18 protein-coding genes are annotated in these 18,668 nt (G+C 43.7%); 13 read left to right on the plus strand and 5 right to left on the minus strand.

Going from position 1 to position 18,668, the window contains the following annotated elements; translation table 11 throughout:
• The first annotated feature begins 101 nt into the window (after positions 1 to 101).
• From rnr to Q3W13_RS19235, 5 genes are all read left to right on the plus strand, one after another.
• On the plus strand, positions 102 to 2,237 hold the full coding sequence (rnr, locus tag Q3W13_RS19215) for a ribonuclease R (protein ID WP_302866546.1): 2,136 nt from the start codon (positions 102 to 104) through the stop codon (positions 2,235 to 2,237).
• 92 nt (positions 2,238 to 2,329) lie between these two features.
• A complete protein-coding gene (locus Q3W13_RS19220) occupies positions 2,330 to 3,304 on the plus strand; it encodes a polyprenyl synthetase family protein (protein ID WP_302866578.1) in 975 nt (324 codons plus the stop codon).
• A 51-nt stretch (positions 3,305 to 3,355) separates the two neighbouring features.
• Positions 3,356 to 4,120, plus strand: a complete 765-nt coding sequence (locus Q3W13_RS19225; protein WP_302866548.1) for an energy transducer TonB — start codon at positions 3,356 to 3,358, stop codon at positions 4,118 to 4,120.
• A 2-nt stretch (positions 4,121 to 4,122) separates the two neighbouring features.
• Positions 4,123 to 5,721 carry a M1 family metallopeptidase gene (locus tag Q3W13_RS19230; protein WP_302866551.1) on the plus strand — a complete coding sequence of 533 codons (1,599 nt, stop codon included), beginning with the start codon at positions 4,123 to 4,125 and terminating at the stop codon, positions 5,719 to 5,721.
• A gap of 14 nt (positions 5,722 to 5,735) precedes the next feature.
• On the plus strand, positions 5,736 to 6,455 hold the full coding sequence (locus Q3W13_RS19235; RefSeq protein WP_302866553.1) for a hypothetical protein: 720 nt from the start codon (positions 5,736 to 5,738) through the stop codon (positions 6,453 to 6,455).
• Positions 6,456 to 6,501: 46 nt separating this feature from the next.
• On the opposite strand, the gene Q3W13_RS19240 is transcribed toward Q3W13_RS19235, so the two are convergent.
• Genes Q3W13_RS19240 through Q3W13_RS19250 form a run of 3 tightly spaced genes read right to left on the minus strand, consistent with a single transcriptional unit; the run spans position 6,502 to position 8,036 of the window.
• Positions 6,502 to 6,936, minus strand: a complete 435-nt coding sequence (locus tag Q3W13_RS19240) for a hypothetical protein (RefSeq protein WP_302866555.1) — start codon at positions 6,934 to 6,936, stop codon at positions 6,502 to 6,504.
• Positions 6,933 to 7,268, minus strand: a complete 336-nt coding sequence (locus Q3W13_RS19245; RefSeq protein ID WP_302866556.1) for a Rieske 2Fe-2S domain-containing protein — start codon at positions 7,266 to 7,268, stop codon at positions 6,933 to 6,935. The genes Q3W13_RS19240 and Q3W13_RS19245 overlap by 4 nt, the downstream gene beginning before the upstream one ends.
• A gap of 3 nt (positions 7,269 to 7,271) precedes the next feature.
• Positions 7,272 to 8,036, minus strand: coding sequence for a hypothetical protein (locus Q3W13_RS19250; RefSeq protein ID WP_302866557.1), 765 nt, complete (start codon positions 8,034 to 8,036; stop codon positions 7,272 to 7,274).
• 146 nt (positions 8,037 to 8,182) lie between these two features.
• On the opposite strand from Q3W13_RS19250, the gene Q3W13_RS19255 reads away from it, so the two are divergent.
• Both Q3W13_RS19255 and Q3W13_RS19260 read left to right on the plus strand, forming a co-directional pair.
• Positions 8,183 to 9,466, plus strand: a complete 1,284-nt coding sequence (locus tag Q3W13_RS19255) for a sorbosone dehydrogenase family protein (protein WP_302866559.1) — start codon at positions 8,183 to 8,185, stop codon at positions 9,464 to 9,466.
• Positions 9,466 to 9,897, plus strand: a complete 432-nt coding sequence (locus tag Q3W13_RS19260) for a cytochrome c (protein ID WP_302866561.1) — start codon at positions 9,466 to 9,468, stop codon at positions 9,895 to 9,897. The genes Q3W13_RS19255 and Q3W13_RS19260 overlap by 1 nt, the downstream gene beginning before the upstream one ends.
• 66 nt (positions 9,898 to 9,963) lie before the next feature.
• Here the strand turns inward: Q3W13_RS19260 and Q3W13_RS19265 are convergent, their stop codons facing one another.
• On the minus strand, positions 9,964 to 10,464 hold the full coding sequence (locus Q3W13_RS19265) for a hypothetical protein (protein ID WP_302866562.1): 501 nt from the start codon (positions 10,462 to 10,464) through the stop codon (positions 9,964 to 9,966).
• A gap of 435 nt (positions 10,465 to 10,899) precedes the next feature.
• Here Q3W13_RS19265 and Q3W13_RS19270 point away from each other — a divergent pair, with 435 nt between their 5' ends.
• The 6 genes from Q3W13_RS19270 (at position 10,900) to rseP (ending at position 17,788) form a co-directional block, all read left to right on the plus strand.
• Positions 10,900 to 11,850, plus strand: coding sequence for a glycosyltransferase family 2 protein (locus tag Q3W13_RS19270; protein ID WP_302866563.1), 951 nt, complete (start codon positions 10,900 to 10,902; stop codon positions 11,848 to 11,850).
• A gap of 213 nt (positions 11,851 to 12,063) precedes the next feature.
• Positions 12,064 to 13,032 (plus strand): glycosyltransferase family 2 protein, encoded by a 969-nt coding sequence (locus tag Q3W13_RS19275; RefSeq protein ID WP_302866565.1) that lies wholly within the window; start codon positions 12,064 to 12,066, stop codon positions 13,030 to 13,032.
• Positions 13,033 to 13,036: 4 nt separating this feature from the next.
• On the plus strand, positions 13,037 to 13,738 hold the full coding sequence (locus Q3W13_RS19280; RefSeq protein ID WP_302866566.1) for a hypothetical protein: 702 nt from the start codon (positions 13,037 to 13,039) through the stop codon (positions 13,736 to 13,738).
• 3 nt (positions 13,739 to 13,741) lie between these two features.
• The gene (locus tag Q3W13_RS19285) at positions 13,742 to 15,241 is read left to right on the plus strand and encodes a GH3 auxin-responsive promoter family protein (RefSeq protein WP_302866568.1); all 1,500 of its coding nucleotides are present in this window, start codon (positions 13,742 to 13,744) and stop codon (positions 15,239 to 15,241) included.
• 12 nt (positions 15,242 to 15,253) lie between these two features.
• Positions 15,254 to 16,438, plus strand: a complete 1,185-nt coding sequence (locus Q3W13_RS19290; RefSeq protein ID WP_302866570.1) for a 1-deoxy-D-xylulose-5-phosphate reductoisomerase — start codon at positions 15,254 to 15,256, stop codon at positions 16,436 to 16,438.
• A 12-nt stretch (positions 16,439 to 16,450) separates the two neighbouring features.
• On the plus strand, positions 16,451 to 17,788 hold the full coding sequence (rseP, locus tag Q3W13_RS19295; protein WP_302866572.1) for an RIP metalloprotease RseP: 1,338 nt from the start codon (positions 16,451 to 16,453) through the stop codon (positions 17,786 to 17,788).
• A gap of 125 nt (positions 17,789 to 17,913) precedes the next feature.
• Here rseP and Q3W13_RS19300 read toward each other — a convergent pair whose 3' ends face one another.
• Positions 17,914 to 18,459: a DUF4199 domain-containing protein gene (locus Q3W13_RS19300; protein ID WP_302866575.1), complete on the minus strand. Its 546-nt coding sequence runs from the start codon at positions 18,457 to 18,459 to the stop codon at positions 17,914 to 17,916.
• Positions 18,460 to 18,668 lie beyond the last annotated feature (209 nt).

The raw sequence follows: 18,668 nt of genomic DNA on the forward strand, positions 1-18,668 counted from the left end.
CACTCGAATCTTGCAATTTGTATTTGCATACGGAGACGCGGAGTGTCGCGTCTTCACGGCGTTTTTAATCGTATCTTTGCAACAATACATTAATACTATCTATGTCAAAAAAGAAAAACGGTTCATCTATAAACAAGATACTCACCCAAATGGTGCTTGATATATTTGAACAAAATGGCAACACGCCATTAAACTATAAACAAGTTTCTGCAAAACTGAACCTGAATGACCCCGACGACCGGGACATTATACATGGCATCCTGCGGGATGAAACCAAAAAGCGCACATTAAAGGAAATCTCTCACGGTAAATATCAATTACTTGAATTGAAAACATTTATCGAGGGGCGCGTGGATATGACAGCGGACGGATCGGCCTTTATAGTAACAGACGACGAGTTTGAAAATGATATTTTCGTCGCCCCCCGCAAACTGCGCACCGCACTTAACGGCGACCGTGTAAAGGTATATGTTTACGCCAAAAGTAAGGGTAAAAATAAAGAGGGCGAGGTAATAGAAATTTTGCAGCGTGCCAAAATGGAGTTCACCGGTATCGTAAAGCTATCTGATCGTTTTGCGCTGTTTATACCCGACGACCGAAAAATGCTGCACGATATTTTCATCCCAATGAACGAGCTGAACGGCGCTAAAAATGGAATTAAGGCAATTGCCGAAATTACCGACTGGCCCGCTGACGCCAAGAATCCGGTCGGCCGCATTAAACATGTTTTGGGCGCGCAGGGCGAGAATGACACTGAGATGAACGCCATACTTGCCGAATACGGTTTCCCACTGGAATTTCCGGCAGAGGTTGAACGGGAATCAGAAGAAATATCAGATATTATCAGCAAGGAAGAAATTTCCCGCAGACGTGACTTCAGGAACGTAACAACTTTCACCATCGACCCGTTTGATGCCAAGGACTTTGATGATGCACTATCCTTTCGGGTATTAGAAAACGGCAACTATGAAGTTGGCGTACACATTGCAGACGTGGCACATTATATACAGCCCGATTCTGCTTTGGATAAAGAAGCATTCGACCGTGGCACTTCGGTGTACCTGGTTGATCGCGTGATACCCATGCTGCCCGAACGTTTGTCTAACGGCTTATGTTCCCTGCGGCCAAAAGAGGATAAGCTTTGCTTTGCCGCCGTTTTTGAGCTGGACGAAAATGCTTACGTTATAAATGAATGGTTCGGCAAAACTGTCATCCATTCGGACAGGCGCTTTACCTATGAAGAAGTACAAAGCGTAATTGAAAGTGGCCATGGCGATTTTGAAGGCGAAATACTGAAATTAAATGAACTGGCTTATAAACTTCGCGACCGCAAGTTTAAGCACGGCGCCATCAGCTTTGAAACCACAGAGGTTAAATTTAAGCTGGATGAAACCGGCAAGCCAACCGGCGTATATGTAAAAGAGCGGAAAGACGCCCACAAGCTGATAGAAGACTTTATGCTCTTGGCGAACAGAAAGGTAGCCGAGCATGTAAGCAAAATGGGAAAAGGCAAACACAAATACACTTTTGTATATCGCGTACACGATACACCGAAGCCTGATGCACTGGCTGGTTTTGCTCAATTCGCGGCAAGGTTTGGTTACAAAATAAACACCAAATCGGACAAGGAAACAGCCCGTTCGCTTAACTACCTGATGGAGGACGTGGAAGGCAAAAAGGAGCAAAACGTACTGACACAGCTTGCCATCCGCTCAATGGCGAAGGCTATTTATACTACCAAGAGCTCGAGCCACTACGGTTTGGCCTTCGATCACTATACGCATTTTACCTCGCCGATACGCCGCTATCCGGATGTAATGGTGCACCGCTTGTTATTTCATTACTTAAACGGCGGTAACTCTGCAAATGCAGAGCATTATGAAAAGCTTTGCCAGCACAGTTCGCAGATGGAAAAAAAGGCCGCGGATGCAGAACGTGCCTCGGTGAAATACAAACAAGCCGAATACCTGCGCGACCAGATTGGGAATATCTTTGCCGGTGTTATTTCAGGGGTTACGGAATGGGGAATGTATGTGGAGATAATAGAAAACAAATGTGAGGGTATGATACGGCTGCGCGATATTTCGGACGACTTTTATACCTTAGATGAAAAAAATTACGCTATAATTGGCCAGCGAAAAAAGAAGGTTTACCAACTGGGCGATGAGGTGAAGATAAAGGTGAAAAATGTCGACCTTACCAAAAAACAGATAGATTTTTCTTTAGTACAAGACTAAAGCAGCTAATGGGCGCAGATAAGATAATAAGGCCTGAATGGATACCCGAAGCGTACCGGGGAATGGAAGCCCCCGCCAGGAATAAAAAACAAATGAGAGAACTACACGAATTGCAGGATATTATCAGTGATGCTGTAAACAAGCTGAATTTTCCGGAATATCCTGCACAACTATACGAGCCGATAAGTTACATCCTGGCGCTAGGCGGCAAACGCATGCGCCCGGCGCTGCTGTTAATGGCCTGCGATTTATTCGGAGGAAACGTAGAGGCGGCCATCCCTCCGGCGCTCGCAATCGAGGTGTTCCATAACTTCACGCTGATGCATGACGATATTATGGACAATGCCCCATTGCGCCGCGGCAGTGTTACCGTGCACAACAAATGGAACCAAAACGTCGGCATTCTTTCCGGCGACGTGATGCTGGTGCAAGGCTATAAGCTGATGATGCAGGTGCCCGACCACTTGCTGCGGCCTATCCTTGATATTTTTAATATTACAGCCATCGGCGTTTGCGAAGGCCAGCAGCTGGACATGGAATTTGAAGAACTTACCAACGTCAGCATCAGCGAATATTTGAATATGATAAAGCTTAAAACCGCCGTGGTTTTGGGTGGAGCGTTAAAAATAGGCGCGCTGATTGGCGGTGCAGACGCGAAAGATGCAGACTTGCTGAGCGATTTCGGTGTTAACCTCGGCATCGCTTTCCAGTTACAGGACGATATTCTCGATGTTTACGGCGACCCCGAAAAATTCGGCAAACAGGTTGGCGGTGATATTATATCGAACAAAAAGACGTTCCTGCTTTTAAAATCTCTGGAATTAGCCGACAGCTCTCAATCAGCTGAATTGAACAGCTGGCTGAATGCGAAACGGTTTAACAGCACCGAAAAAGTACAGGCAGTGACAGCAATATACGACAGTCTTAGCATACGCCAGCTAGCCGAAGAAGCCATGCAAACCTACGCCGATAAGGCATTCGAGGCACTTGATGCTATTAACCTTCCTGAAAATCACAAGCAATACCTGAGGAATTTTGCCGATGGATTATTGGTAAGAGAGCATTGAAATGTATGGTAATTGATATTCCCGCTTTAGATATTTGGCTATATTTAGTGCGTGAAAAAGTTAACCCTCATCCTTTTACTATTATCATTATCGGCAGTCGCCACCGCGCAAACCTTAATGCCACCCGAATTTCCCGGGGGCAAAAACGCGTTTCATGATTTTCTTAATAAGAATATCAGCTGGCCTGATAAGAATGTACAAGGCATAGTAACGGTAGGTTTTACGGTAGAAAAAGATGGGCAGTTAACGAATATCCATATAGTTAAAGCTTTGTCGCCAAAACTTGATATGGAAGCAATGCGCGTTATAAATCTTTCGCCAAAATGGGTGCCTGCAAGGCAAAATAATAAGTTTATTAAGTCGAATTACAGTGTACCGATAAGTTTTATCGTACAGGTGATTCAGCCTGTAAGAGTTAAGGACGTACAATTATCACCTGGCCACAATGCCGATATCACGATAGAAGAACCCATTTCCGGGAATGACGCTAACGACCCACCTGATAAAATTTACACTTCGGTTGAAAAAGCGCCGCAATTCCCAGGCGGCATGGCAAAGTTTTTTCAATATATTGAAGACGGCTTAAAAAACGAGAAGATCACTGAAGCCGATGCGGGTCGGGTTATTGTGTCATTCGTAGCAGAACGCGATGGAAGTCTGACAGACATCAAAATAGCGCGAAGTGTTGGCGCAAAAAGCGATGCGTTAGCATTAAAGCTTTTGAAAAATTCTCCAAAATGGCTGCCAGCCATGCGATACGGGCGACCGGTACGAGTAGCATTCGCTGTTCCTGTTCCGATTAAACCAAACATTTAAAAATGATGCGTTACATATTTACCTTAATTCCAATTTTAGTTTCGTGTAGCCTTTTCGGCCAGGAGCAAAAGCTCACTTCGGGTGGCAAACTTAAACCTGAGCAGGCCAACATGGACATCAGGCATTACACCATCAGCCTTGATGTAAACCCTGCACAAAAAAGCATCAATGGCTACACCACAATCGATTTGATAGTGGGGAAGCCAACGCATGTTTTATTGTTCGACTTGTTGGATTCGCTAAATGTTAGCCAGGTGTTGGTCAACAATAAAAAAGTACCTTTTGAGTATAAGGACAACCTGATACGCATCAACACGGCAAACGAATTACCTGCCGGTAAAGCAAACGTAAAAGTGGTGTATGGCGGCAAGCCGCATGTAGCGCGCCGCCCGCCGTGGGATGACGGCTTTATCTGGACACGTGATTCAACCGGGCACCCGTGGATGGCCATCACTGCCGAGGGCACTGGCGGCAAGCTTTATTTTCCATGCAAAGACCATCCTTCTGATGAACCAAATGAAGGAGTTAATCTCATTATCACCGTTCCCAAAGAAATGGTTGTTGCCGGACCGGGCTTATTGCAGAGCGTTAAAAAACATGGCGAAACTACCACGTTCCATTGGAAGACAAATTACACCATTAACAATTATAGCATATTGTTTAATGCAGGAGATTATACCGTAGCCACCCGTCCATACACTACCTGCGACGGGCATAATGTGCCAATACAGTTTTACGTGCTGAACGAGCACAAGGACAAAGCGCCGCATTTTTTGGATATCTTCGTAAAAACCATCCGCGAGCAGGAAAAATATTTTGGTGAATATCCGTGGGCAAAGGAAAAGATCGGGATGGTAGAGACACCGCACCTGGGTATGGAACACCAGAGCATGGTAGCTTATGGCAATAAATTTAAATATGCCAAAATAGGCGGGGAAGATTACGACTGGCTGATGCACCATGAGTTTGGCCACGAATGGTGGGGAAATAAGGTAACCGCCAAAGATTGGGCCGACTATTGGATACACGAAGGCATCTGCACATTTGGTGATGCGCTTTATATTAAAGAATTTGAGGGAAACGACGCTTATATTCAGCACTGGAAGCAGGCCTCGGTGACGTTTCAGAACAAGATACCAATAGTTATGGGGAAAGATATCGACGAGGAATCAGCCTATAACGGCGACATCTATGGCAAAGGCGCCTTTTTTATGCATACCCTTTGCTATGTAATTGGCGACAGCGTGTTCTATCCCGCTGTCAGAAAATTCGCCACATCACCCAAATACACTTACGACAACCTGGTTGTTACAGATGATGTGGAGCAGTTCTTCAGCCAGGAATCAGGCAGGAATCTGAAACCCTTATTTGATCTTTATCTTCGTTCAGTAAATAAGCTCGGCATTCATGTTAAGGCGCTGCCGGGGAATAAATATGCTATAAGTTTAGAAAATATTTCGATGCCTCTGCCGCTGGATATAACTACGGATGCCGGTACCAAACGCATGGTGATAGACAGCAAAGGTATTTTGTTGACCAGCAAAACCGCACCGGTAATCGATAAAGATTGCTATTACCTTAAAAAACTGATAATAGAATAAACACCACTGAGCTGATGGAACACGAAATAATGGGCCATACCAAAAAGGCAATAAAGGCGATACGAAACAAAGAAAAAGGTTTGGGCGAAAAATTCAAGGAAGTAATGATAGAGGTCGCCATAATAATTTTTGCTGTATCCTTCGCCGCATTTATCGAGCGTACCCGCGAGCATTATAAAGAGCAGGGCGAAGCGAAGGAATTTTTACTGGGCCTAAGCGATGATATCCGGTACGAAGAGCAGCAGATAAAACATTCCAAAACACAGATGTTAGAACTAGTCGCTGATTATAAAAAATTAATTCATTTTACGTCAAAAACTATCGATAGTATAGAGAGAAATCACATCAAAGAAAGCTTTACTATACCTAAGTTTAATAACCGGCCGCTCAATGGGCGTTACGAAGGTTTTAAATCCAGCGGAAAGATACAGACTATCGAAAATGATTCGCTGCGCAATAATATCTTAAAGCTTTATCAGGAATCTGTGCCTTTTATTGATTTTTCAGAGAACGCCTTCAATGCCAATCAGGCGCGGATAGAGGAAATTTTGTATTCAGGCCAGGGTAACAACGCCGCGGAAGACAACCCCTTACGCGTAATAAGCAGCCCGCGCGGTAAAATGGCTCTCACATTTTCCATCAGCTATTCTAATGGCGTAATTGCCGGCTATGACAGGATGATAGCGCAGGCTGAAAAGGTGCAAAAAGAAATTAAGAAAGAATACGGAAAATAAACCTTGTACCTGCGACGTTTTTTAGCGCTGCAGGTCTCAGCATAATCTAGCTTAAATATTCTTCCGGTATCTGATAATTCTCATTCTCATCGCTCCAGACCATTGACGTGATCAGCCAATGATCATCAACCATAATATATTGAATATAATTAATCCCGCGCGGCAGTTTATCTGTACCATAATCAGCAAAAGTATATTCGTAAACGCTGGTGCGCTGGGCAACTTTTCCGAAGACATCTGTTTTTGAAAATAGCTCGCGCTGCATAAACTGCTGTAAATTTCCTTCAGCCACCTGCGACTCTATAGCCTGCGTAAATGTTTCGAGCGTAAACTCAACAGGCCTGGCAAAACTGTTATTGATCAGAACACCATTGCCATAAAATAATTCCTTTACGGTTTCCAGGTCGGGCAGTTCCCCGTCCTGAAAGCTTAACGACTCATAAAAATCTTCTGTAACGTAATCAATCGCCCTTGTAGTCATTTAATAAATAGTTGTTTTATATCGTTCCAAATAGATCCGGCGCTAACAAACACTTTGTCGCCCTCTATTTTAACGGGGTAAGTTTTTATATAATCATATGAACCTTTGCCGGTCTGCAAATCAAATGAATAACCGTGCAGCGAACAAATAATTTTTCCGTTTTCGCACCAGCCGCCCCCGGTCATATCATAGCCATGGTGCGGGCAAATTGCCGATACCGCATATATTTTGCCTTCATAGCCTACCACGCAAATACTGGCGCCGGGGACTTTAACTTTAGTCATAAACGGTTTATTGACATCGGGGACACCAGGTACCGGGTACCAATTCATAGATCAGAAATCAATTTTCAAGTTCATCAGTGACGGATTCTTCATCACATCGTCCATATTGGTGATAAGTGTAACACGTTTTCTGTCGGCAGAAACTATCGCTTTAGGATTGTTTACTTTTTTAACCGGCCTTGCAAAGTTAAGTATTACCTTGTAAGGCATATCAATCAGCATTGCTTTCGCCATGGTAAAAGCCGATTGCGTTTTCTTTAAAAATGCATTAAACTTATCCTTATCGATTATGCGGTAAAATTTATGAGGTGTTATTTCGTATGTATAGTAATCTTCTCCAGCTATAAGTTGCTGGGCGCTGAAACCTACCGGCGGCTTCTCCCCTTTCTGCAAAGTTTTCAACTGGCTATCCATCGATATCTTTGAAATATGTTTGAGGTAATACTCAAGTTCGGCTGAATTTTTTGCAGAATGGGTAACATTTACCTTCATAATAGATTTTTTTAAATCCATTTTGATCGACAGATCGCTTGCTTTAGCCATATTGATATCATCAGGCGTCATTTTTTGCTGCGTGCTGTCGGGCAATGCGGAATAAAAATTCAGTGTGGTGTCTTTCACCAATGAAAATTGAGGCGTCTCGCGCAAAGAGTCAGACAGCAGGTTGGTGAGTACCGATATGGCGCTGCTCATATCAAAACCATACTTTACGTCGCATGAACCATCCTGCTTAAAAGTATAATGTTCTTCTATATCGAGACATGAAGAAAGGCTGCAAAGAACGAAAAACAGCACCAGGAAGTAAAGTTTTTTCATAATGCAAAATTTAAGTAAAAATACCGAAAAAACAGAAAAGTAAAAAGCGAAATCAAAGCCGGATGTTACACCCTTTCTGCATAACAGATTTATTATTTAATTGTTGTTTAGGTAACTTTGAAAAGCTAACACATAAACTTATGAAAATGAAGAAAGCATCTGTCTTCCTGCTATCGGCGTATGCATCGGCAGGATTGATATTATTCAACGCGTGTAAAAGCCCGGATAAAGGTTCAACAGCTGCCAATGACAGCACTGCTACCGCGATAAAACCGACAACTTCCAGCGCAGGATTAACAGTACCTTCGGGATTCAGCGCTGTAGTATTGGCAGAAAAATTAAAAGGGCCGCGTCATCTCGCTGTTACTCCGCAGGGAGATATTTACGTTAAGCAATCGGAGGATAACGGTGATGGCATTGTTGTATTACATGACGATGGCGGCAAGGCTACCGTAAAGTCTCATTTTGGCAACTATGGCGGAACGGGTATCGCTATCAAAAATGGCTATTTATATGCCACCTCAAACAGCGATATCTACCGTTATAAATTAGATGATAAGAACCAGGTTATCAACCCGGCAACGCCCGAAACCGTTGTGAGCGGACTAACCAATAAGCGCATGCACAACTCCAAGTCGATTGTGCTGGATAATGATGGAAACATTTATGTTAACATTGGGGCTTACTCAAATATCTGCGAAGAGTACGATAAAGATAAAAAGGGCTGCCCGGTATTAAATGATGCCGCAGGTATATGGCAGTTTAAAGCCGACAAGCTCAACCAGAAACAAAGCGATGGCGTTAAATATGCGACGGGATTGCGCAATGTGGTCGGTCTGGACTGGAACCAGCAGGACAACCAGCTGTTTGTAATGCAGCATGGCCGCGATGCACTGCACGATCTTTTTCCATCATTGTATAGTACTAAACAGTCCGCCGACCTGCCATCAGAATGCATGTATGCACTTAAGAAAGGCGATGACGCCGGTTGGCCATATGTATATTACGACTGGATACAGAAAAAACTAATGCAAGGCCCTGAATATGGGGGCGACGGCAAAAAAGAAGCGGATGCTAAATACCTCCGTCCGGCGATGGGCTATCCCGGCCATTTTGCGCCGGACGGCTTACTGTTTTACACAGGCAGCCAGTTTCCTGAAAAATATAAAAATGGCGCTTTCATTGCCTTCCACGGCTCATGGAACCGTGCACCGGAACCACAGGAAGGTTATTGCGTGGTCTTCCAACCATTTAAAGACGGAAAGTCTGACGGTCAATACGAAATATTTGCTGATGGTTTTGCCGGCCCTAAAAAAACACCCGATGGCGCGCTGCACCGTCCTTGCGGATTGGCACAGGGTCCGGACGGCTCGATATATGTAACTGATGACCAGGGCGGTTCACTTTATAAAATCAGCTACAAAAAATAATGAAGAGATTATTTCTGCTAATATTTCCATTAGCTTTTTTTATGGCGACAGTTGCGTCGGCCCAGACAAGGCGCAGCGGGACGGAGGCTGTCATGGCGCGGGGGCAAATTGTCTATAAAAGCGTGTGCCTGGCCTGCCATATGGCAACCGGTGCGGGAGTGCCACATTTAAATCCTCCGTTGGTTAACACAACATATGTTTTGGGCGACAAGGCAGCACTGATAAAAATTGTCCTGAACGGATTTAATGAAGATGTAAAGATCAACGGTCAGAGCTACTCAAATACCATGACACCGCACCCGGATCTGACAGACCGGCAGATGGCCGATGTGTTAACCTATGTTCGTAAAAGCTTTGGTAATAAGGCAAGCGCTGTTACTGTTGCAGAGGTAAAAAAGGTAAGAGCGCGAAATTTACGTGCCGGTAAATAGTTCAAAGGCCTGCAAAGTTTAAAAACGTTGCAGGCCTTTGGCAGTCATCCCCTTCGCAGCCGGCATTTACTTACCGGCGCGTTTTATTTTTGCGGTAACGCGTTCGATACTTTCCTCAATTTTCTCACGGTCTTTTTTATTGACCGCTTCTTCAAGGGCTTCGTTGTAAAAAGCCAGGGCGTCCAGCCAGCGCTTGTTCTTTTCTGCGCTTAAACCAAGCTGGTCATGGATATCGGAAACATCTACACCGGGCACCGTTAAGGCTTTGCCGGCAATTTGCTTTACCAGCTTTTCCATGTTCAGGAAAACTGCTAAATGCAGGTAGTGCCCGTAATTACCAGGGTAAGAAGGCTCCAGTTCCATGCAGGTCTTAAAATGATAGCCAGCGGTTTGGTAATCTTCCATTTCATAGTAATATATCTTCCCGAGCTGGTGATGAGCTTTGGCATGAAGCGGGTCGTTGCTGATTATCTCGTTAAATAACTGCAGGGCCTTCTGCGCCTTTCCATAAACGGCCCGGTCTACGGCTTTCAGGTATTTTTCTTCAATGGTATAATATGAGTTCATAAAAATTCAATAAATAATAGCTATGCTAACCGCAAAGCGTAAGATTTTAAATCAAGCGTGTTTTTCGAAAGATAGATGGTAGAAATCGTTATCAGCCGGCAAGTTTCTAAAAATGCGCCCGCTGCCGCGCCATAAAGGCCCGCACACAATTGTATTTGGAAAAGGAATAAATACGTTGCATCTTACAAAAATACATGATTTTACTGATTTTTTAAAATATCATGTTTTTTTGATACGGCAGTTAGATTTAATAAAAGCCTGATTAAACAATGATGGCCGAATCGCAGCCGCTGAAAATCAACAAATCGAAGCAATCTTTTCACAATCCTTGAAGTCACAAAAAACAATCAGTCAAATTACAAAACAATAATTTTTATATTTTTGCGGGTGATTAAAGGCGTTATACCCCTGCCCTTTATTTCTTATTCCCAGTAAATGGATATATCAGTAGTAGTACCACTTTATAACGAAGTTGAATCATTGCCGGAACTCACATCATGGATCAGCAAAGTGATGGATGAAAACCGCTTTACTTACGAAATCATCCTTGTTGATGATGGCAGTAAGGATGGTTCATGGGAAATGATAAAGAAACTGCGCGATGGAAATCCTTTTATCAAGGGTATCAAATTCAGGCGTAATTATGGTAAATCTGCGGCGCTGAATACCGGTTTCGAAGCTGTAAAAGGCAATGTAGTGATTACTATGGACGCTGATTTGCAGGATAGCCCTGACGAAATACCTGAGCTGTACCGCCGTATAATGGTTGAGGACTACGACCTGGTATCGGGCTGGAAGGCCAAACGCCACGATCCCCTCAGCAAAACCATTCCTACTAAATTTTTTAACGCTGCAACACGCCGCATGTCGGGCATACATAACCTGCACGACTTTAACTGCGGACTGAAAGCTTACAAGCACCGGGTAGTAAAAAACATAGAGGTGTATGGCGAAATGCACCGTTATATACCTGTAATAGCCAAATGGGCCGGTTTCACTAAGATCGGTGAACAGGTTGTTGAGCACCGCGCCCGTAAATACGGCAAAACCAAGTTCGGCATGAGCCGTTTCATCAACGGTTTTTTAGACTTATTGTCGATATTCTTCGTTGGCAAGTTTGGCAAACGGCCGATGCACTTTTTCGGCTCAATGGGGGTGCTAAGCTTTCTTACGGGAACAATCATTACTATCTGGATGATAATTGACAAGCTTCACGCTATATCAAAAGGATTGCATTATAGAGACATTACCAGTCAGCCTTTATTTTACATTGCACTTGTTGCCGTAATATTAGGTTCGCAATTATTTTTAACCGGCTTCGTGGCCGAACTGGTAGCCCGCAGCGCCCCCGAGCGTAATAATTACCAGGTGGAAGAAACGCTTTAAAAGTTGTGCGAATGTGTGGATATGCAGATGTGCGAATGAAAGAAATGGAAAATATAAACTACCCACCTAAGGGTAACATCTATTGCGACATTTGTTCATCCACAAATCCATCAATCACTCCATTCGCATATTTGCACATCCGCACATCCTCACATCAACTTTCAGGTTCTTACATCTGCACATTCGCACATTCATAATCCGCACATCCAAAAAATGTTTTTTTCCATTATCATACCGTTATACAATCGCCCGCAGGAAATAAAAGAACTGCTGGAAAGCCTTACGCTGCAAACCTATAAGCAGTTTGAGGTTTTGGTGATTGAGGATGGCTCGAAAGATGATGCGGCTGATATTGTAAAAAGCTTTGCCGGCCGGTTAGACGTAAAATATTTTGTAAAGCCTAACTCCGGGCAGGGCTTCACCCGTAACTACGGTTTTGAACGTGCTAAGGGCGATTACTTTGTTATCTTCGATTCGGATTGCCTGATACCGGAAGATTATTTTCAAATCGTAAACGATTCGCTGAAGACAAACTGGCTGGATGCTTATGGCGGCCCGGACGCATCCCATCCCTCGTTTACTCCTGTGCAAAAGGCAATCAGCTACTCCATGACCTCGCCTTTCACAACCGGTGGTATTCGCGGCAACAAAAAGGGCATCGGGCAATTCCATCCCCGCAGCTTTAACATGGGGGTATCCCGCGCGGTTTGGGAAAAGGCAGGCGGATTTATCATAACGCGCTCCGCTGAGGACCTGGAGTATAGCATACGGATCCATTCCCTCGGGTTTAAAATCGGGCTGATCCCCGAAGCCAGGGTTTATCATAAGCGGCGTACCAATTTTCTGCACTTCTATAAGCAGATACACTTCTTTGGCCGGGCCCGGATAAATGTGTATAAGTTCTTTCCTGATCAGCTTAAGGCAGTACATTTCTTTCCGGCACTATTCACGCTTGGCCTCATTTTCACACTAGTTGCCAACATATTTACACTAAGAATTGCAATCGTGTGTAATATTGTCCTGTTGCTTATTATTTTGTTGATATTTTTTCACTCGTTGATTAAAAACAAGTCGCTAAAAATTGCATTTTTGAGCTTAGTAGCAGCCTTTATACAACTTACCGCTTATGGCCTGGGGTTTATGCAGGATTTTGTGAAGCGCATAATTTTTAAAATATCATAACACTATGTACCATCCATTTTCGGTAACAGAAACGCTAAGTATAGCCTGGCACATTCTGAAAAAGAATGTGGCTACCATTGCGGTGTATACTATAGTTTCGTTCATTATCGTTGGCGGAGCCGGATTTGTAATTTATAACCTGATTAATGACGAAGTACTTACATCTATTGGGGTAGTGCTGCTATTGATTGGTGTGAGTTTCCTTTTTTTAGGATTTATTAAGCTGGTTTTCCAGTTGATTGATAAAGAGTTTTATGACTTTGGATTTGGCGATATCGTACCAAAAATAAAAATGCTTGGAAGTTACCTGCTTTTACTGGTGATAGTGAGCACACTTGCCGTGTTTATGAACAATGCACTACAATACCTGGGCGATGGCATTATTCAAAGTATCCTGGGGCTGGGCATATTCATGTTCATCCAATTTTTCTTTTTGTTTTATTTCCCTATTTGTGCGTGCTTTATAGTTGACGATCAATCCGGACCGTTTGAGTCTGTGGCGCAGAGCTTTAAACTCATAAAAGGAAATTTTTTTAAGTATTTTCTTCTGTTCCTGCTGATTGAGGCCATGGTTGTGATTGGCACCATAACCCGCATCGGGATGATTTTTGTGATCCCGTTTGTAAACATTTTGCTGGTGGTTGCCTACCGCAAGCTGGTTTACAGTCATATGGATGTTGATGACGATATTACCGAAACTGTTTAAGTTATGGGATTAAAGGCAGCATTAAGCAAACCTTTCGCCGCAATTGTTAATTTCCGGTTAAACAAGCTTCGTTATAATGCAGTGGCCCTGCAGCAAAAGGTATTTGAGCAGCTTATTGTAAAAGCAAAAAACACAGCTTTTGGGGTCGACCATCATTTTGACGAGATCCGTAATTACGGGCAATTCAGGAAAAATGTGCCGGTAAGGGAGTATGAAGACCTGCGCCCGTACATCGAGCGCGTAACCAAAGGCGAAGAAAATGTGCTTTGGCCCGGCAAACCAGCCTATCTTTCCAAAACATCAGGCACCACCTCGGGCGTAAAATATATCCCCATATCCAAAGAAAGCATGCCCGAGCACATTAAAGCGGCCCGCAATGCTTTGCTTAGCTATATTCATGAAACCGGTAACGCTGATTTTGTCGACGGAAAGCTGATATTTTTACAAGGCAGCCCCGTCTTGGCTGAAAAGGCAGGAATTCCTACGGGGCGACTATCGGGCATCGTGGCGCATCATGTGCCCGCCTACCTTCAAAAAAACCGTATGCCCAGTTACGATATCAATTGCATTGAAGATTGGGAGCAAAAAGTCGACGCTATTGTTGAAGAGACTAAAAACGAAGACATGCGGCTGATATCCGGTATTCCACCCTGGTGCCAGATGTATTTCGACCGGCTTTCGGCAGTGTCAGGAGGTAAAAAAATAAAAGACGTTTTCCCGAATTTCAAGCTGTTCGTGCATGGCGGTGTAAACTACGAGCCCTACCGCGCCAGGATAGAAGAAAGTATTGGCTTTAAAATAGATACTGTTGAAACCTATCCTGCATCCGAAGGCTTTATTGCTTTTCAGGATTCGCAAAAAGAAAAAGGTTTGTTACTGATGGTTGATTCCGGTATATTCTATGAGTTTATCCCGACTGACGAATATTTTAACGAAAATCCAACCCGTATCAGCTTGAAAGATGTACAGCTTGACAAAAACTATGCGTTGATCCTTAACACCAGTGCCGGGCTGTGGGGTTACAGCATTGGCGATACGGTTAAGTTTATATCAAAAAACCCTTATAAGATTGTTGTAACCGGCCGCATTAAACATTATATATCGGCCTTTGGCGAGCATGTTATTGGCGAGGAGGTAGAGCATGCACTGTTAAGCGTAGCTAATCAGCAAGGGATCGACATTGTTGAATTTACGGTAGCGCCCCAGGTGAATCCACCGGTGGGTCAATTGCCTTATCATGAGTGGTTGATAGAATTTGGTAAAGAACCCGCCGACCTTAAAGCATTTGCACTAGCAGTTGACGAAGCGCTGCAAAAGAAAAATATTTATTATTCCGACCTGATTACCGGTAACATTTTGCAGCCATTGGTTATCCAAAGCCTAAAAAAAGATACCTTTATAGACTATATGAGATCGCAAGGTAAATTGGGCGGCCAAAACAAGGTTCCAAGGTTATCGAACGACAGGAAAATAGCAGACGAATTGAAGGGATATATAGCATAACAAAGGAAAAACTTGAGCAATAAAAAAAATATAGCAATCCTCGGTTCTACAGGTAGCATAGGCACGCAAACGCTGGAAGTTACCGGCGCCAACCCGAGCCTTTTTCACCCATACCTGTTAACCGCTCAAAGCAACGCTGACTTACTGATTGCGCAGGCTCTGCAGTTTGCCCCGGAGTATGTTATCATCTGCGACAAAAGCAAATACCAATACGTTAAGGATGCGCTGGCAAAAACCGTTACAAAAGTACTGGCCGGCGCTAACGCAGTTGTTGAAACTGTCACCGATAAAAAAATCGATATTGTGTTAACCGCAATGGTTGGTTTTGCAGGACTGGAACCTACCATAGCGGCTATAAAGGCTGGAAAAGACATCGCGTTAGCAAATAAAGAAACACTGGTTGTTGCCGGCGAAATTGTCACGGCCCTCGCTAAAAAACATAAGGTTAATATATTGCCTGTTGATTCGGAACATTCGGCAATATTCCAATGTCTTGCCGGGGAGGGAAATAATCCCATCGAAAAAATAATCCTTACTGCATCAGGCGGGCCATTCCGTAATAAATCTTTGGCCTTCCTGGAGAATGTTACCCGCGAGGATGCACTCAAACATCCTAACTGGGTAATGGGCGCCAAAATTACTATCGACTCAGCTTCGTTAATGAACAAAGGGTTGGAAGTGATAGAGGCTAAGTGGCTGTTTGGACTGGAAGCAGAGCAAATTGAGGTAATCGTCCATCCGCAATCCATCATTCATTCAATGGTGCAGTTTACGGACGGATCCATCAAAGCCCAGATGGGCTTGCCTGATATGAAGCTGCCCATTCAGTATGCCCTCACCTACCCTGACAGGATTGAAACCAGTTTCAAGCGGTTTGATTTTACAAGCTATCCGAATCTGACTTTTGAAAAACCTGACATGGTGACATTCCGTAACTTAAGTTTGGCGTTTGAAGCGCTGAAAAAAGGTGGAAATATGCCATGTATCGTTAATGCTGCCAATGAGGTAGCCGTGGCCGGGTTTTTGAACAAAAGCATAGGATTCTTAGCGATGAGCAACATTATTGAACAATGTATGCAACAAATTGCTTTCGTCCGGAGTCCGGATTTGGAGGACTATTTGAATACAGATAAGGAAACACGCATCTTTGCGGAAAATTTAATACAACAAATGCCGTTAAAAGCATTACAATTTTAATAAAACGTATAAATGAATATAGTGATCATGGTTGGCCAGTTAATCCTGGGCCTTTCTATCCTGGTAATCCTTCACGAACTTGGCCACTTCCTGGCTGCCCGCGCATTTGGCATTAAGGTAGATAAGTTCTACCTGTTTTTCGATGCATGGGGTTTCAGCCTGTTCAAGTTCAAATATAAAGATGTGGAATACGGCGTGGGCTGGCTACCTTTGGGCGGCTATGTAAAGATTGCCGGGATGATTGACGAATCAATGGACACCGAGCAGCTCGCCGGTCCGCCGCAGCCCTGGGAATTCCGTTCGAAACCTGCCTGGCAGCGACTTATCGTTATGCTTGGCGGCATTATCGTAAACATTATATTGGGCATATTTATATTCTGGGTATTGACCATAAAATATGGCGAAACCTATATGCCGAATGCTAAGTTGAAGTACGGCATAGTTCCGGGTACGGTAGGCGAAAAAATCGGGTTAAGGCCCGGCGACAAGATCACCGCTGTGAATGGTAAAGAGGTGGTACGCTTTGAAGAACTGACCAGTACTGAAGTGATATTGGGGAATACCGATTTAACCGTAGAACGCGGCGATAAAACATTACACATAAAAGTACCCGGCAATATCTTAAATGATATTTCGGAGGTAAATGTTGGCATCGAGCAATTTATCAGCAGATCGCCCCGTTTTAAATTCTCTGTTGATTCGGTTGCTGCCAAATCAGGCGCCATGCAGGCGGGCCTGCAAAAAGGCGACAGCATAATTGCCATCAATTCTGCCAAAGTTGATTTCTTTGACCAACTGCAAAAAGACCTGCAGCAATACAAAGGCAAAACCGTACAGTTAACCGTTAAACGTGACGGCAATACCTTCCAGAAAGAGGCAAAAATAAGTCCTGAAGGAACTTTAGGATTTTTCTCGACCAACGACCTACCGAAAGAAGAAAGGCTTACCTACGGCTTCTTCGGGTCATTACCAGTGGGTGCAACCAAAGCCTGGGGCACTTTTACTGATAATGCAAAGGGCATTGGAAAAATGATAAAAGGCGAAGTTAAGCTGAACAAGGCTGTAGCAGGCCCGGTAGCCATCGCAACCATGTTCGGCGCCCATGTAGACTGGATCCGCTTTTGGAGCCTCGTAGGCTTTTTGTCGATGGTTTTGGCGTTAACTAACCTGCTCCCTATCCCGGCGCTTGATGGCGGGCACTCGTTGTTCCTGATCATCGAAATGATAAAAGGTAAACCGCTCAGCGACAAATTCCTTGAACGGGCGCAGATCGTCGGCTTTGTGCTGTTAATTACGCTGATGGTTTTCGTTTTCGGAAACGATATTGTAAGGCAGGTGATGAAGAAATAACACGCGGTGAGTGATCCCCGGACGTAAGGGTTCTTTTTCACCAGCATTCGACGACCTGCATGAAAAAACAGAGGCCGTTTCTTAATCGAAGCGGCCTCTGTTTTATATACCAAATACAGCCAATATTAAACCGGATCTGAATAATTCTCGTTCTGCCTCAAAATATCTGCAGCAGTGCGCTCCTTTTTGAAGATCGCTGCACCGATCAATGAAATTATTGTGCCGGTAATTACACCGCCGAATAAGGTCGCAACCGTAAGGAATGTTACACTGGCATACGTTGCCGACATTTTAGCTGCGGTCTCTTCGTCTACCCCTTTGGCTATCATTTGGTCTTGCGTGCTTTTCACGACCTCATTATAGGCGGCAGGGCTCAATACTTTATAGTAAATATAAATAAACAGAGTCGACAGAACGGCTGTATATATTGCAAAAAGGAAACCGGTCATAAATCCCTGGCCATAAGTCATGTATCCGTTTGCTCTGTCGCGATATTCTTTTTGCGCCAGGAACATAAATGCAATGTAAGGTATAAACGTAGTGTATTTCAACCCGCTTGTTTGACTGATCCCTGCAAACTGAAAGACGTAGGTCAAAACGATAGAGGTCAAAAAACTAAAAAGAGTCCATTTAAGTGCCACAGACGATTGTGAAGGTGCTGCTGTTTCCATTAGAGTTTTGTTTTGAGTTTATAATCCTGATTGTTTAGTGCTAAATAAATGTAGAGAAATTAATTTGAATTAAAAGTTTAAGTATAAAAAAAGCAGGACTGTGATAGCCCTGCTCTGTTCAAATTTTTATTTGATATAATTGCCAAAAATAGTTGGTAAAACCTTTGTAAGAATCTGTATTACAGAAAGATACATCAAGCAAATTGAAA

Origin of the sequence: Mucilaginibacter sp. L3T2-6, assembly GCF_030519355.1 — a bacterium.
Classification (GTDB): domain Bacteria; phylum Bacteroidota; class Bacteroidia; order Sphingobacteriales; family Sphingobacteriaceae; genus Mucilaginibacter.